The following is a 13568-nucleotide window of genomic DNA, read 5'->3' as shown; positions in this document are numbered from 1 at the left end:
ACGTGAAGGGGCCAAGTTTGTTTGTCGCCGCCGCGAAGAAGACCCAAGACCCAAGACCTAAGACCTAAGACCTAAGACCTAAGACAACAGAGGAGCAGAGTGATGACAACCGCAGTGAACGCAACGCACGCTTTCGACCTGGCCAAGCAGGTCGGCCGTGAACCCTTCAAGGTCCGGGATCTGGGCCTGGCCGAATTCGGCCGCAACGAGATTCGCCTGGCCGAGCACGAGATGCCGGGGCTGATGGCCCTGCGCTCGCGCTATGCCGGCAAGACGCCGCTGGCCCGCGCCAGGATCATGGGCTCGCTGCACATGACCGTGCAGACCGCCGTGCTGATCGAGACGCTGACCGCCCTCGGCGCCGACGTGCGCTGGGTGAGCTGCAACATCTTCTCGACTCAGGACAGCGCCGCCGCCGCGATCGCGGTGGGCCGTCCCGAATCCGGCGGCACGACCGCCAACCCGCGCGGCACGCCGGTGTTCGCGTGGAAGGGCGAGACGCTCGCCGAATACTGGTGGTGCACGGTCGAGGCCCTGATGTGGCCCGACGGCAGCGGCCCGACGATGATCCTGGACGACGGCGGCGACGCGACGCTGTTCGTGCACAAGGCCCTGGAATACGAGACGGCCGGCAAGGTGCCGGCGTTCAACCCGGACCAGGATCCCGAAGAGTGGGGCGTCATTCTCGAGACGCTCAGCAAGGAACTCAAGGCCAAGCCCGGCGCGTGGTCGAAGATCGCCCTCGGCATCAAGGGCGTCAGCGAAGAGACCACCACCGGCGTGCACCGTCTCTACGAGATGACCGCCGCCAACACGCTGCTGTTCCCGGCGATCAACGTCAACGATTCGGCCACCAAGAGCAAGTTCGACAATCTCTACGGCTGCCGCCACTCGCTGATCGACGGCCTCAACCGCGCCAGCGACGTGATGTTGTCGGCGAAGGTTGCCGTGGTGTTCGGCTACGGCGACGTCGGCAAGGGCTGCGCCCAGGCGCTCAAGGGCCAGGGCTGCCGCGTGATCGTCACCGAGATCGACCCGATCTGCGCGCTGCAGGCGGCGATGGAAGGCTACCAGGTCACCACCATCGACGACGTGATCGAGACCGCCGACATCTTCATCACGGCGACGGGCAACAAGAACATCCTGACCGTTGACCTGATGAAGCGGATGAAGGACAAGGCCATCGTCGGCAACATCGGCCACTTCGACAACGAGATCGACATGGCCGGCCTCGCCAAGGGCGGCGCCAGGCGCGTGCAGATCAAGCCGCAGTACGACGAGTGGATCTTCCCGGCCGAAGGCAAGCGCCCCGAGCACAGCATCCTGGTGCTGGCGGAAGGCCGCCTGCTGAACCTCGGGTGCGCCACCGGCCACCCCTCGTTCGTGATGTCGTCATCGTTCACGAACCAGGTGCTCGCGCAGATCGACCTGCACTTCAGCGCCAACGGCCAGCCGACCCTGTCGGGCACCACTTACGACGCCAATCGCGTCTACATCCTGCCGAAGAAGCTGGACGAAGAAGTGGCGCGCCTGCACCTCGGCAAGCTCGGCGTGAAGCTGACGACGCTCTCCAAGGAGCAGGCCGACTACATCGGCGTGCCGGTGGAAGGCCCCTACAAGTCGGCGCACTACCGCTACTAGTTATTTCGAAATAAAGGTCAGGCCGGGGGGACGTCCCATAAGATTGGGACGTCCACCTCATGCGTAAGATCGTGCCTGTCCTGGCCTGCTGCGCCCTGCTCGCGGCGTGCGGTGGTTCGACGACCACCGGCCCCTCGAAAACTCCGACGTTGTCACGGACGCGGTTTCTCGCGTTTGGCGACAGCTTGACATCGGGCGAGGTCACGGTTCCGGTCGGCGTCGTTCCCGAGTGGCCGGGTGTCGGCGGCGCCGGCCAGCCGAGTACCAGGATGATCCTGGTGCCGGCGGCCTCCTACCCGACACAGTTGCTGTCGATGCTGCAGGCGCGCTACGCGCCGCAGGCCGCGGCGGTCGCGATGACCAACGCCGGCAAGCCCAACGAAACCGCACAACTGGGCCTGGTCCGGTTGCCGACGGTGTTGGCGGAGAGCCAGCCTGAGGTCTTGCTGCTGATGGAAGGGGTCAACGGGCTGTTCATCGCCGGCCCGGACCTGTCGGCCGATTTCGTGCGGGACATGGTGCAGTTGGCGAAAAGCCGGGCGCGGGTCTTCGTCGCGTCGATGTTGCCGACCATCCCGGGCCGACGGAATTCGCAGGTGGTGTTCGAGCTGGAAAAGCTCAACAGCAACCTGCGATCCATGGCGGCGGACGAGGGCGTGGTATTCATCGACCTTTACAGCCCGATGCTCCCTGAAGCCGCGACACTGATTGGGATCGACGGCCTGCATCCGACCGAAGCCGGATACAGGCGCATGGCCGACATCTTCTTCGCTTCAATCCAGGCGAACCTGGAAGTGAAGTAGCTACTTCAGCGAGACCTTCTGCACGCGCCAGTTGGCGCGCTCGCCGATCAGCAATTCCGACTCGTTGCGGCAGTCGATGGAGTTGGCGAGACCGAACTCCTTCGGCAGCTTGCCGGCGGTGCCGAACTTGCCGACCACCTTGCCATCGAGGGCCACCTTGTAGATCGCCGCATCTTCCATGCCGTCGGTGTCGCCGGCGTGCGAGATGTAGAGATGCTGTGTGGCGCCGCGCGTGATGCACATCGCGATCGGCGTGCCGACATTGCCGAACTCCGACTTGAACGTGCCGTCCGCGTCGAACACCTGGATGCGCTTGTTGCCGAGGTCGGCGGCGTAGACGTTGCCCTGCGCGTCAATCGCCAGCGCCTTGACGCCGGCGAACTGGCCGGGTTCCTTGCCGGTCGAGCCCCAGTGCTTGATGAAGCGGCCCTCTTTATCGAACTTGGCAATGCGGTTGTTGTTGCCGACGCCGTCAGCCACGTAGATGTTACCGGCGCGATCCCAGGCCACGTCGGTCGGACGGCTGAAGCTCGAACCGGGAGTGCCGGAACCCGGCGCGCGCGCGGCCTGGCCGCCGAAGCCGCCGCCTGGGCCCGCCCCGGGAGGAGGCCCACCCGGCCCCGCGCCCGGCGCGCCCGCGCCTGGTCCGCCGCCTCCGGGACCGCCACCGCCAGGACCACCGCCGCCAGGCTGATTCGGCCGCACGCCAATGGTCTCGGGCTTTCGGCCGAGCACCAGCGCGATGCGCCCATCAGTGTCGAACTTGACCACCTGGCTGGCACCCTCGTCGATCGTCCAGACGTTGTCCTGGGGATCGATGCGCAGGCCGATGGCGGCATTGAAGCCGTAGACGTCCTGGCCGAACTCGCGCACGAACTTGCCGGCCGGGTCGAACTGGAGCAGCCGCGAGCCGCCGTGATAGAAGGTGCGGTTATCCCCAAGTGTCGCGTAGGGATGCCCGGTGCGCGTATAGACGTAGATCGAGCCCTTCGAATTGGCGCCAACGCCACTGACCTCGCCGACATACAGGTCGGCCGGCGTCTTGAGCAGGTCGGTGGTGGTGAACGAAAGCTCGGGCACGCCGGCCTGCGCGATGAGCGAACCGCCCAGGGCGAGGATCGCGGCGGCCACGGTGGCGGTAAGTATGCGTGACATGCGGGCCTCCCGGAGCCTCTGCGTAATCTGTGTCATCTGTAGCCCCTACTGCTGACTCGTGGTCTTGATGGCTTGCGGCTTGAGCAGGATCTTCTGCGATCGCCAGTTGTTGATCTCGGCGGTGAAGATGACGTCGGGGTCGCGGCAGTCCATCTGGTGGATGGTGGCGAACTCGCCGGCGGCTTTTCCGGCCCGGCCGAACTTGCCGATGATGGTGCCGTCGAGCTCCATCTTGTAGACCTCGCCGGTGAACTCGGCGCCGGCGGCCGGCGCGCTGTCTTGCCACGAGTTGGAGACGTAGAGGTACTGCTTGCCCGGGTTCTTGGGGCCGGGGCCGCCCGATACGCACACCGCCCACGGATTGCCGACGTTGGGGTAGTTGGCCTTCCAGTTCAGGTCGTTGTCGAGCACCTGCACGCGGGCGTTGCCGCGGTCGCCGACGTAGACGTTGCCCTGGAAGTCGGTGGCGATCGAGTGCGGGGTGTTGAACTCGAGATTGCCTCGGCCCTGCTTGCCGACGGCCTTCACGAAGCGCCCGTTCTTGTCGTATTTCACGACGCGGGCATCGAAGTAGCCGTCCGACACGAAGATGTTGCCCTGCTGATCGAAGGCGACGTCGGTCTCGCGGCCGAAGCGGTACTTCTCGTTGCGGCCGTGGAAGCGGCCGCCGCCCGGCATGTTCGTGAGGCTGGCGACCGGGTCTTCACGACGGCCAATGGTCATCAGCACCTTGCCCTCGGGGCTGAACTTGATCAGCATGTCGGTGCCTTCGTCGACGGCCCAGATGTTGTCCTGGGCGTCAACGCGCACGGAATGCGCGAACGCGAAGCCGTAGTTGCCGCGGCCGATCTCGCGCACGAACACGCCTTGCGGGTTGTACTCGAACAACCGGGTCTCGTTGGCCCGGTGATAGATGAAGATGTTGCCCTTCGAGTTGGTGGCAATCCCCATGTTCTCGCCGGTATAGATCCCCGGCGGGTTCTTGAAGAAGTTCGGGACCGCCTCGTGCGGTATCACCGCCACGTTGGTGGCCGTTGCGCGGGTCTGGGCCGCGAGCGCGCCGCCGCCCAAAATCAGGGCAGCGATCAAGGCGTAGGTCAATCGGGTCTGCATGGAATCCTCCGGCTGGGGGAGTTTAGCGCAAGTACGCGGTGCCGCGCTTATACTCTGCCGATGCGAAACGCAGGCGGATTTGTACTGTTGTTCAGTCTTGCCCTGGGAGCGCAGTCCCCGGGCCTGGTTGCCCAATCAGTCGAGTGTTCGGTGGCCGCGATTCAAGCGAAGGCGCCGCCCGGCACCACCATCACCGCGGCGGCGATCGTGCCGGCGGACGGCAAGCGCCCGCAATACTGCCGCGTCGACGGCCACGTCGCCTCGCCGGGCAACGAGGTCAACTTCCGCCTTGGGTTGCCCGACGGCTGGAACGGCAAGTTCTTGTTCCAGGGCGTCGGCGGCCTCGGCGGCACCATCGCCAACCTCGATGGCAGCCTCGCGCGCGGTTACGCCGCCGCCTCCACCGATACCGGCCACGTCTCCAGCGATCCCACGTGGGGCTCGAATCGCGCCAAGGAGATCGACTACGGCTACCGCGGCACGCACGTGACCGCGGTGGCGGGCAAGGCGATTGCCGCGGCGTTCTACGCCAGGCCCGTGCGCCACGCCTATTTCAACGGCTGCTCGAACGGCGGCCGCCAGGCGATGATGGAAGTGCAGCGCTATCCCGGGGACTTCGACGGCGTGATCGGCGGGCATCCCGCCACCGGCACACCTATGCAGGTGGGCCGCGCGATCGTCTATCAGCACATGCTGGCGTCGCCGGACAACCTGCTGACCGCCGAGAAGGTCGAACTCGTCGATCGCGCCACGCTCGCGGCGTGCGACAAGTCCGACGGCCTCGTTGACGGTCTGGTCACGGATCCGCGCGCCTGTTCGTTCAACGTCGACACGCTCGCTTGCAGGGGCGCCGACACTCCGGATTGCCTGACCGCGGGCCAGGTGACGACCGTGAAGCTGATCTACGCCGGCGCGAAGACCGCCGACGGCAAGACCTACGCGTATGGCTTTCCGCCGGGACACGAAGGCGGCGCCACCGGCTGGCGCGCCTGGATTGCGGGTCAGGTGGCGCCGGTCAAGCAGGGTGACGGCTCGCTGGCCTATGAGGGAACGCGCCTGCCGTCAGGCTTCGGCCTGATGGAGCCGAACTTCCGCTTCCTCGCGCTCGACGCCGACGATCCGTCGTTCAGTTGGAAGGTCCTCGACCTCGACCGGGATCTGCCGCGCCTGAAGACGATGACCGAGATCCTGAGCCCGCTGGATCCGGACCTGCGGCCGTTCAAGAAGCTGGGCGGAAAACTGATCATGTACCACGGCTGGTCCGACCCCGGCATCAGCGCCGCGGGCACGGTCGCCTACTACGAACAGATGGTGCAGAAGGTCGGCGGACAGAAGGACGCCGACAGCTTCGCGCGTCTCTTCATGGTGCCCGGCATGCATCACTGCGGCGGCGGCCCCGGGCCCAACTCCTTCGACATGCTGCCGGCGCTGGAAGCGTGGGTGGAGCAGGGCGTGGCCCCGGCCAGCGTCACGGCGTCGCGCGTGGTGGACGGCCAGACGGAGCGGACCCGCCCGCTCTGTCCGCACCCGCAGGTGGCGCGCTACAGTGGGAAGGGCAGCGTGGACGACGCGGCGAGCTTCCGGTGCGAGTCGAAGCCATGATCGCGAAGGAACTCCATTTCCGCGAACGGCCGCTGCCGCCGAAACCTGAGGGGGTCGCGTGGCGCGACTACCTCATCCTGCTGCTCCATATCGCCGCCGAGCTCGAGCAGTCGTTGATGGTCCAGTACTTGTACGCCGCCTATTCGCTCGGCGGCAAACACGCCGCCGAGCAGGAGCGCAAGGTTCACGAGTGGCGCGACGCCATCCTGACCGTTGCCAAGGAAGAGATGGGGCATCTGCTGACCGTGCAGAATTGCCTCTGCCTGCTCGGTGGCCCGATCAGCTTCGAACGCGAAGACTATCCGTGGGACACGCCCTACTATCCCTTCGAATTCTGCCTCGAACCGCTCACCCTCAGGTCGCTGGCCAAGTATGTCTTCGCCGAGATGCCGGCGACGTTCACCGAGGACGACAAGCTGGAGTACGGCGCCGCGAAGGCGGCGAGGAAGTTGCTGGGCCCCAGGGCCAGGACTCCCGTCGGCGAGATCTACGACAAGATCATCGAGATCATCAGCGATCCCTCGAAGATCCCGGATGCGGACTTCAACGCGGAGACCTACGGCATCCAGGCGTCGTTCGACGATTGGGGACGGGGCTACCGGCCGGGGCCGTTCGCGCCTCACGTCGTGCCCACCGACGCGCCGCCGCCGAACCAGCGCAAGACCCGCCTGATCATCGCGCAGATGGCCAGCCGCACGGAGGCGATCGCCGCGCTCACCGACGTGGCCGGACAGGGTGAAGCGCCGCACCTGAAAGCTCAAGTGAAGGCCGAGCCGTCGCACTTCGCCAGGTTCGCCAGGATCTTCCGCGAACTGGAGGCGATCCAGGAGACCCAGAAGGACTGGTCGCCCTCTCGCCGCGTGCCGGTCAATCCGGTGGTCGCCAATTCCGCGGACGTGAACAAGGAGTCGACGGCCATCACCGCTGAACCCTCACGGACGTGGGCGGCCCTGTTCAACATCCGCTATCGCATGTTGCTGACCTATCTCACGCACACGTTCCAACTGCGCCGCGACAACCTCGACGGCCCGGACGACCGCCGCGCCGCCGTCATGTCGAAGGTGTTCGGTGAGATGTACAACCTCAAGGCCATCGCCGGCATCCTGGTGAGGCTGCCGCTGGTCAGCGCCGGCGATCCGCGCCGGGCGGGCCCGACCTTCCAGACACCGTTCACGCTCGTGCTGCCGTCGTCCGAAGCAGACGTCTGGCGGCTGCAACGGGATCTCGTTCGCGGTTCCCAGGACCTGGTCGCCACCTTGATGGACCCCAAACAGAAGAACCATCACGTGGTGCCCGCCGACGGACCGCAGTACCTCGCCGCGTTACGTGACCTCGACCTGCAGTCCATGGCCTTCATCGACCAGGTCCTGATCGGGCTGCGCCCGGCCGCGCAGAGGACACGCAAATGAGCATTCGTGAACTACGCATCCTCCCGCCGCTCGCCTTTGGCCGGCTCGGCTCGGCGCCGGAGCCGCTCGACAACTTCACGATCCTCGAGAACGACAACCATCCACTCGACTTCCGGCGCATCGTCCCGCAAGAGACGCTGAGGGTTGATCCCAAGACCGGTGCGATCTCAGGCAGCCAGACGCCGGCGGCGATCGCGTTCAAAGACGGCGAGCGCATTCGGCCGGTGGCGCCGTTCCTGGAGGTGTTCGCCCGTGTCGATCGCTCCAGGACGTGGCAGCCGCTGACGGCCGGCCTGCTGGCAAAGCACGGGCACCGCGTCCGGGACGTCTCTTGGCAGGTCACCGTCGCCAATCGCAAGGTCGAACGACGCACCGCCGACCCCAACGATGCCGTCGAGGCCACGACCGGCTGGTTCTCGAGTCACGCCCCGCAACCGCTCGAGGGCCACTGCGCCAACTTCGTCTCGAAGAGGCGCCACATCGATTTCGGCAGCGTGCGGTTCATCAAGCCGACCAGGCAATATCCGGAAATCCGCTTTCGCTTCTCGCCGGCGAAGGGTCTCATCTACGGTCCCAATCTCAGTGAGGCCGAGCTCGCGGAACTGCGGGACGCCCATCCTGAAATCTACCAGGTGCCGAAGGTGCGCCGGATCTACAACCACAAGAAGGGCGGGTGGTACCAGTTCGAGCCGCCCGCGGGCATCGACGACAACTTGCCCGGCTACGCCGGCAAGTTCGTGAGCGAAACGCTGCCGCCGTCGCTCTACGCGATCATTCCGCCCGCGCCTTGCTGGCTGAACAACAACGTCGCCATTTCCCGCGGCTATTTCGATGACGCGTGTGACGGCATCGTCGAAGTCAGGCTCATGGGCAAGAAGGGCGCCAAGCCCCTCGCGGCGGCGGCGCGCATCACCGCCGGCCCGCCGATGCTGGTGCCCGATTCCCTGTTCGTACGTCATCTCGGCGACGAGCTCGACCAGGTGATTTTTGGACCGAAGATCGAGGGCGAGTCGTACGAGGAGACGCGGGCGCGGGCCGAAGACATCATCCGTCGCGCCTTCGAGACGGTGCGCTTCTTGAACGTCGCCGTGATGAACGGCAACCCGGTCGATGCGCGCGATCCACTCGACATCGACACCATGCCTGCCGAGGAGGCGTTCGATGTGCTGCGCCCCATGCGGCCGGTGTTCAGCGCCCAGACCGCCGACACCCTCGCCATCATGCGCCTGCACCAGCAGGTGTTCGCGGCGCTGCGGGCCGGGGCGGCGCCGTGGTTCCCGGCGCTGCTGCGACAGCCGGATCAGGTGGCCGACTTCACGGATCACGGCCGCCGCAAGATGCCGGCGCTCATGTGCGGCGCCGACGGCAACTACCTGGCGCTGACGCACCGGCAGATCAACACGATCTTCCGCGCCGCCGGTCAGCCGGTCGACCTCGATGCGGCGCCGGGGCATGAGGTCCAAGCCGACCCGCCCAAGGCGGCGCTGACGGCCCGCAACCTGTCGGCGCAGCGGCACCGGGACGTCAACTTTGTCGCCCGCGGCAACCCGGTGAGCACGCGGCCGGTGAGTTCGGTCGCCAACTGCACGCCGGGTCTGGAGGTTGACTTCCGTGCCGTCTGGCGGCGGGTGTTCGAAGGCATCGTGCTGCGCGAATACGACAACCTCGTCGTTGAGGTCACCAACCCGTCGCTCGAACATCTCCGGGGCCGCCGGCTCCTGCGCATCTCGTACGAGGGCGCGAAGCCGTTCTTGACGATGGCGATCGCGATCGGTCCGTCGCCGGCCGACACGGTGAACCAGTCGGTGGTCTATGCGACCGACGCCAACCCTGCGGGCCTGGCGCCGCTCGAATGGTCCAATGCGCTCGCCAGGATGCTGCACGCGCGGGTCGGCCAGACGGTCACGTGCGACTTCACGAAGACGCCGGCGTGGTACGGGCAGGTGCCGTGGAGCGACAAGACCGACAACGACGGGAACCTTCCGTACGTCACCCACGAACTCAAGGTCCGGGAGTTCTTCGAAGCCGATACCGCGGTGATCTCGCGCGTGCTCGCCGAAGCGGGCGAGCTGACCCAGGGCCTCTGCTCGCCATGGCAGAACGACTATCGCGAATGTTCGTGTTACTACTGGGCGGCGGCCCGTCCTGACTTCATCAACGTCGTCCCCACCTCGGCGGGCGTGAGTGCCGGCGACAACTGGCTCCAGAAGGAACGCACGGGCGACTACGTTCCTGACGACTACGTGGATTCACGAATGGTGCTCTACGACGACCTGTTCACCGATTGGGAGAAGTGGCTCCGCTTCGCCGTTGGCGGCAACGACGACAACGGACGGGGCGGCCGGTGAGCCGCGCCGAGGCGCGCCGCTACATGACGGCGTCGGCGCCCCGGTCACGCGAGGTCCATCTGATTGAGACCGCTCTCGGCGGCCACGTCTTCGTCGCCGATGGCAGCCGCCTGTTCGACGCGGCGCCTGAGTTGTTCGGCCAGTTCGACGAGGCGATGGCCGCCGGACGCGTCGGCGAGTTGCTCGACGGCGCCGGCCTCGGCGGCACGCCCTACATTGACGACGTGCCGCTCAGCGCGCCGCCCGTCCACGCGCTGTCGCTCGCCATCGCGCAAAAGTGCAATCTCGGATGCAGCTATTGCTACGCGCAACAGGGCGAGTTCGGCGGCGCCGCCAAGAACATGGCCGCGGAACGGGCCAACCAGGCCGTGGACCTGCTGGTGAACGGCGCGGCTCCAGGCGCGCGCCTCAACCTCGCCTACCTCGGCGGCGAGCCACTGGTGAATCGGCCGGTGCTCCAGGCGACGACGCGACGTGCGGCAGCGCTCGCCGAAGAACGCGGCGTGACGTTGAACTTCTCGATCACGACGAACGGCACGCTGCTCACGGAGGGCGACGCGGCGTTCTTCGAGGAGTTTGGCTTCGCGGTGACCATCAGTCTCGATGGTCCGCGCGAGGCTCACGATGCGCAACGTCCATACCAGGGCGGCAAGGGCAGCTTCGACCGGATCATGGAGAACCTGAAGCCGCTGTTCGCCCGCCAGCGGAGCATGCAGGTGTCCGCACGGGTCACGGTCACGCCGGCTAACCTGACGCTGCGCCGCACGCTCGATCAGTTCGTGGCCGCCGGATTTCACAGCGTCGGCTTTTCGCCGATGCTCAGCGCGCCAACGGGACAGGGCGAGATGCAGGCCGATGATCTCGAGATCATGCTCGGCGAGATGATCGACTGCGGCCGGGAATTCGAGCGACGCTCCGTCGCCGGCGCTCGCTACCCGTTCGCCAACATGGTGAACGCGATGCGGGAGATTCAGAAGGGCACGCATCGACCCTATCCCTGCGGCGCCGGCGCCGGTTACCTCGGGGTGTCCGCCGACGGCGGCCTCGCCGCGTGTCATCGCTTCGTCGGTGATGCCGAAGGCGCCATGGGCTCCCTCGATCGCGGGATCGACGAAGCACGCCGGTCCACGTGGCTGGCGGAGCGCCATGTCCACACCCAGGAACCCTGTCGCGACTGCTGGGCGCGCTACCTGTGCGGCGGCGGCTGCCACCATGAGGTGATTCGTCGCGGCCGGCCGGCGTGCGACTACATCCGCGGCTGGCTTCACTATTGCCTCGAAGCGTATTTGCGGCTGTCGCCTTCCGGACTCGGCCAGGATCGGCGCACTCCCGCCGAGGTCGCCTAGGAGCCATGGCGCTTCTGCCCGTTGACGCGTGCGTGATTGGCGCCGGGCCGGCCGGGTGCGTGATGGCCGCGCGCCTGGCGCAGCTCGGCTTCGCGGTGTGCATTGTGGAACGGGCCTCGTTTCCGCGACCCCACCTCGGCGAGTCACTCAGCCCTGGCGTGTTGACCTTGCTCGAGGCCATCGGCGCACGGCGCGGCGTCGAATCCTCCGGGGTCACGCGCGTGCGCACGGTGTTGTCCAACTGGGAGGGGAGCTTCACCGAGCGCGTGGATCCGCGCGAGCAGGGCCTGCTGGTCGATCGCGGCCGATTCGATGCGGTGCTGCTCGAGCGCGCGCGCACACTGGGCGCAATGGTGCTGCAGCCGGCCGTGGTGCGCGAGCGCGCGCACCGTGACGACGGCTGGCACCTCGTCGTCGATGCGGGCGGGACGTCGCGCCGCCTGCGCGCGCGCTTTGTCATCGACGCCACCGGCCGCGCCGCCTGGCTTCCGGGCCGACGGCGTCGGACCGGCCCGCGCACGGTGGCGCTTCATGCCTACTGGGCGGGCGGGCGCCTGCCCACGCAGCCGCGCATTGAAGCCGGCGCGGACGCGTGGTACTGGGGGGTGCCGCTGCCTGACGGCGTTTACAACACGCTGGTGTTCGTTGACGGCGCGAGCCTGCGCGGCCGTTTCGCCTCGTCGCGTGAAGCGCGCTTTCGTGAGCTGATCGGCCGTTCCCGCTTGATGGACGGCTGCGGGCGTCCCCGCCTTGCCGGTCCGGTGCTCGCCGCGGATGCCACGCCGTACCTCGACGAAGTGAGCGTGACGCGCACGCAGATCAAGGTCGGCGACTCGGCGCTGGCCATCGACCCGCTCTCATCGAGCGGCGTCCAGAAGGCGATCCAGACGGCACTGTCGGGCGCGATCGTCGTCAACACGCTGCTGCGCAAGCCGGAGTGCAGTGACGCGGCTATTCGGTTTTATGGCGACAGCCTGGCGCAGGCGTCGGACCGCCATCGCGCATGGGCCACCGGCCACTACGCGACGGTGTCGGCGCGCGAGACCGGCAGCTTCTGGAGCGCGCGCTCCGCGCCCCTGGCGCCGCTCGCGACGCCCGTCGCACCCGCGCCGCCGGAAGAGATCGGCTCGCAGATCACCTCCAATGCGAGAGTGCAGCTGTCGGCCGATGCGGAACTGGTTGAGGTCCCGCGGCTCGGCGCGGAGTTTGTCGGACTCGGTCCGGCGCTTCGCCACCCGGCCCTTGAAACGCCCGTGGCCTACCTCGGTGGCTGGGAACTGGCGCCGCTGGTGCGTGAAGTGCGCACGGGCATGACGCCGCTCCAGGTCGTGCACTCCTGGTCGCCTCGCGTCCCATTCGAATCGGGCGTCGCCATCGCCGGGTGGATGCTCGGTCGTGGAATCCTGGTGCCATCACCTGAATCCCTGCGAGTGGAGCGGCCATGAGGATTGTGGCCCTGAGCGACCAGCACGGACATTTGCCGGAGATTCCGCCCTGCGATCTCCTGATCGTGGCCGGCGACGTTTGTCCTGACCGCATTGGGACGTCGTTCGCGGGTGACCACCCCGAACGGCAGAAGGCCTGGTTTGACGAGCATGCCCGGTCATGGCTGGCCACGGCCCCGGCGAGGCACAAGATCCTGACGTGGGGGAATCACGACTGGTGTGGGCAGGCGTGTCGCTTCGACGCCGACTCGCCGGCCGCGGCATCCACCACCGGGCTGCAGATTGTCGTGGACGAAGGCACCCTGGTGCCGGCGGCCGGAACGGCCGGGCGCTCGATCTCCGTCTGGGCGACGCCCTGGTCGCGCGAGTTCGACCGCTGGGCGTTCATGAAGTCCCCGCGCGAGTTGGCCGAGGTCTATGCCGCGATCCCGGCTCGCATCGACATCCTGGTGTCGCACCAGCCGCCCTATGGCCATGGTGACCGCTACGACCATCCCGGGTCCGGCGCCGTCGAACACCTTGGCAGCCAGGAGTTCCTGGACGCCATCGGCCGGATCAGGCCGCGGCTGGTCGTCTGCGGCCACCTGCACGGGGGCCACGGTCGTTTCGAGTACGACGGCATACCCATCTGGAACGTCAGCGTCGTCAACGACGACTACCAGCTGGTGCGGCCGCCGACGATCATCGATGTGGCGGACTGGTGATG

General features: G+C 67.0%; 10 protein-coding genes. 8 read left to right on the top strand and 2 right to left on the bottom strand.

The features are described 5' to 3' along the window. The first annotated feature begins 102 nt into the window (after positions 1–102). Entirely contained in the window at positions 103–1641 is a 1539-nt protein-coding gene (gene ahcY / locus WC815_12665) for an adenosylhomocysteinase (protein MFA5909625.1), read from the top strand. 59 nt (positions 1642–1700) lie between these two features. Further along, positions 1701–2444, top strand: a complete 744-nt coding sequence (locus tag WC815_12660) for an SGNH/GDSL hydrolase family protein (protein ID MFA5909624.1) — start codon at positions 1701–1703, stop codon at positions 2442–2444. Here the strand turns inward: WC815_12660 and WC815_12655 are convergent, their stop codons facing one another. Together WC815_12655 and WC815_12650 are read right to left on the bottom strand one after the other, a co-directional pair. Further along, on the bottom strand, positions 2445–3599 hold the full coding sequence (locus tag WC815_12655; GenBank protein ID MFA5909623.1) for a 6-bladed beta-propeller: 1155 nt from the start codon (positions 3597–3599) through the stop codon (positions 2445–2447). 45 nt (positions 3600–3644) lie between these two features. After that, positions 3645–4712: a hypothetical protein gene (locus WC815_12650; protein ID MFA5909622.1), complete on the bottom strand. Its 1068-nt coding sequence runs from the start codon at positions 4710–4712 to the stop codon at positions 3645–3647. Positions 4713–4862: 150 nt separating this feature from the next. Between WC815_12650 and WC815_12645 the strand changes: the two genes are divergently transcribed. Genes WC815_12645 through WC815_12620 form a run of 6 tightly spaced genes read left to right on the top strand, consistent with a single transcriptional unit; the run spans position 4863 to position 13566 of the window. Further along, positions 4863–6314, top strand: coding sequence for a tannase/feruloyl esterase family alpha/beta hydrolase (locus tag WC815_12645; GenBank protein MFA5909621.1), 1452 nt, complete (start codon positions 4863–4865; stop codon positions 6312–6314). Further along, complete coding sequence (locus WC815_12640; protein ID MFA5909620.1) at positions 6311–7723, top strand: ferritin-like domain-containing protein; 1413 nt, start codon at positions 6311–6313, stop codon at positions 7721–7723. The genes WC815_12645 and WC815_12640 overlap by 4 nt, the downstream gene beginning before the upstream one ends. Next, complete coding sequence (locus tag WC815_12635) at positions 7720–10071, top strand: hypothetical protein (protein MFA5909619.1); 2352 nt, start codon at positions 7720–7722, stop codon at positions 10069–10071. Before WC815_12640 ends, WC815_12635 begins: the two co-directional genes overlap by 4 nt. After that, positions 10068–11417, top strand: coding sequence for a radical SAM protein (locus WC815_12630; protein MFA5909618.1), 1350 nt, complete (start codon positions 10068–10070; stop codon positions 11415–11417). Before WC815_12635 ends, WC815_12630 begins: the two co-directional genes overlap by 4 nt. 5 nt (positions 11418–11422) lie before the next feature. Then, complete coding sequence (locus WC815_12625) at positions 11423–12862, top strand: NAD(P)/FAD-dependent oxidoreductase (protein ID MFA5909617.1); 1440 nt, start codon at positions 11423–11425, stop codon at positions 12860–12862. Then, a complete protein-coding gene (locus WC815_12620) occupies positions 12859–13566 on the top strand; it encodes a metallophosphoesterase (GenBank protein ID MFA5909616.1) in 708 nt (235 codons plus the stop codon). Before WC815_12625 ends, WC815_12620 begins: the two co-directional genes overlap by 4 nt. Positions 13567–13568 lie beyond the last annotated feature (2 nt).

This window comes from Vicinamibacterales bacterium (assembly GCA_041659285.1).
Lineage (GTDB): Bacteria > Acidobacteriota > Vicinamibacteria > Vicinamibacterales > UBA2999 > 12-FULL-67-14b.
Note: the sequence above shows the minus strand (reverse complement) of the source record. Positions and strands in the feature narration are given on the sequence as shown.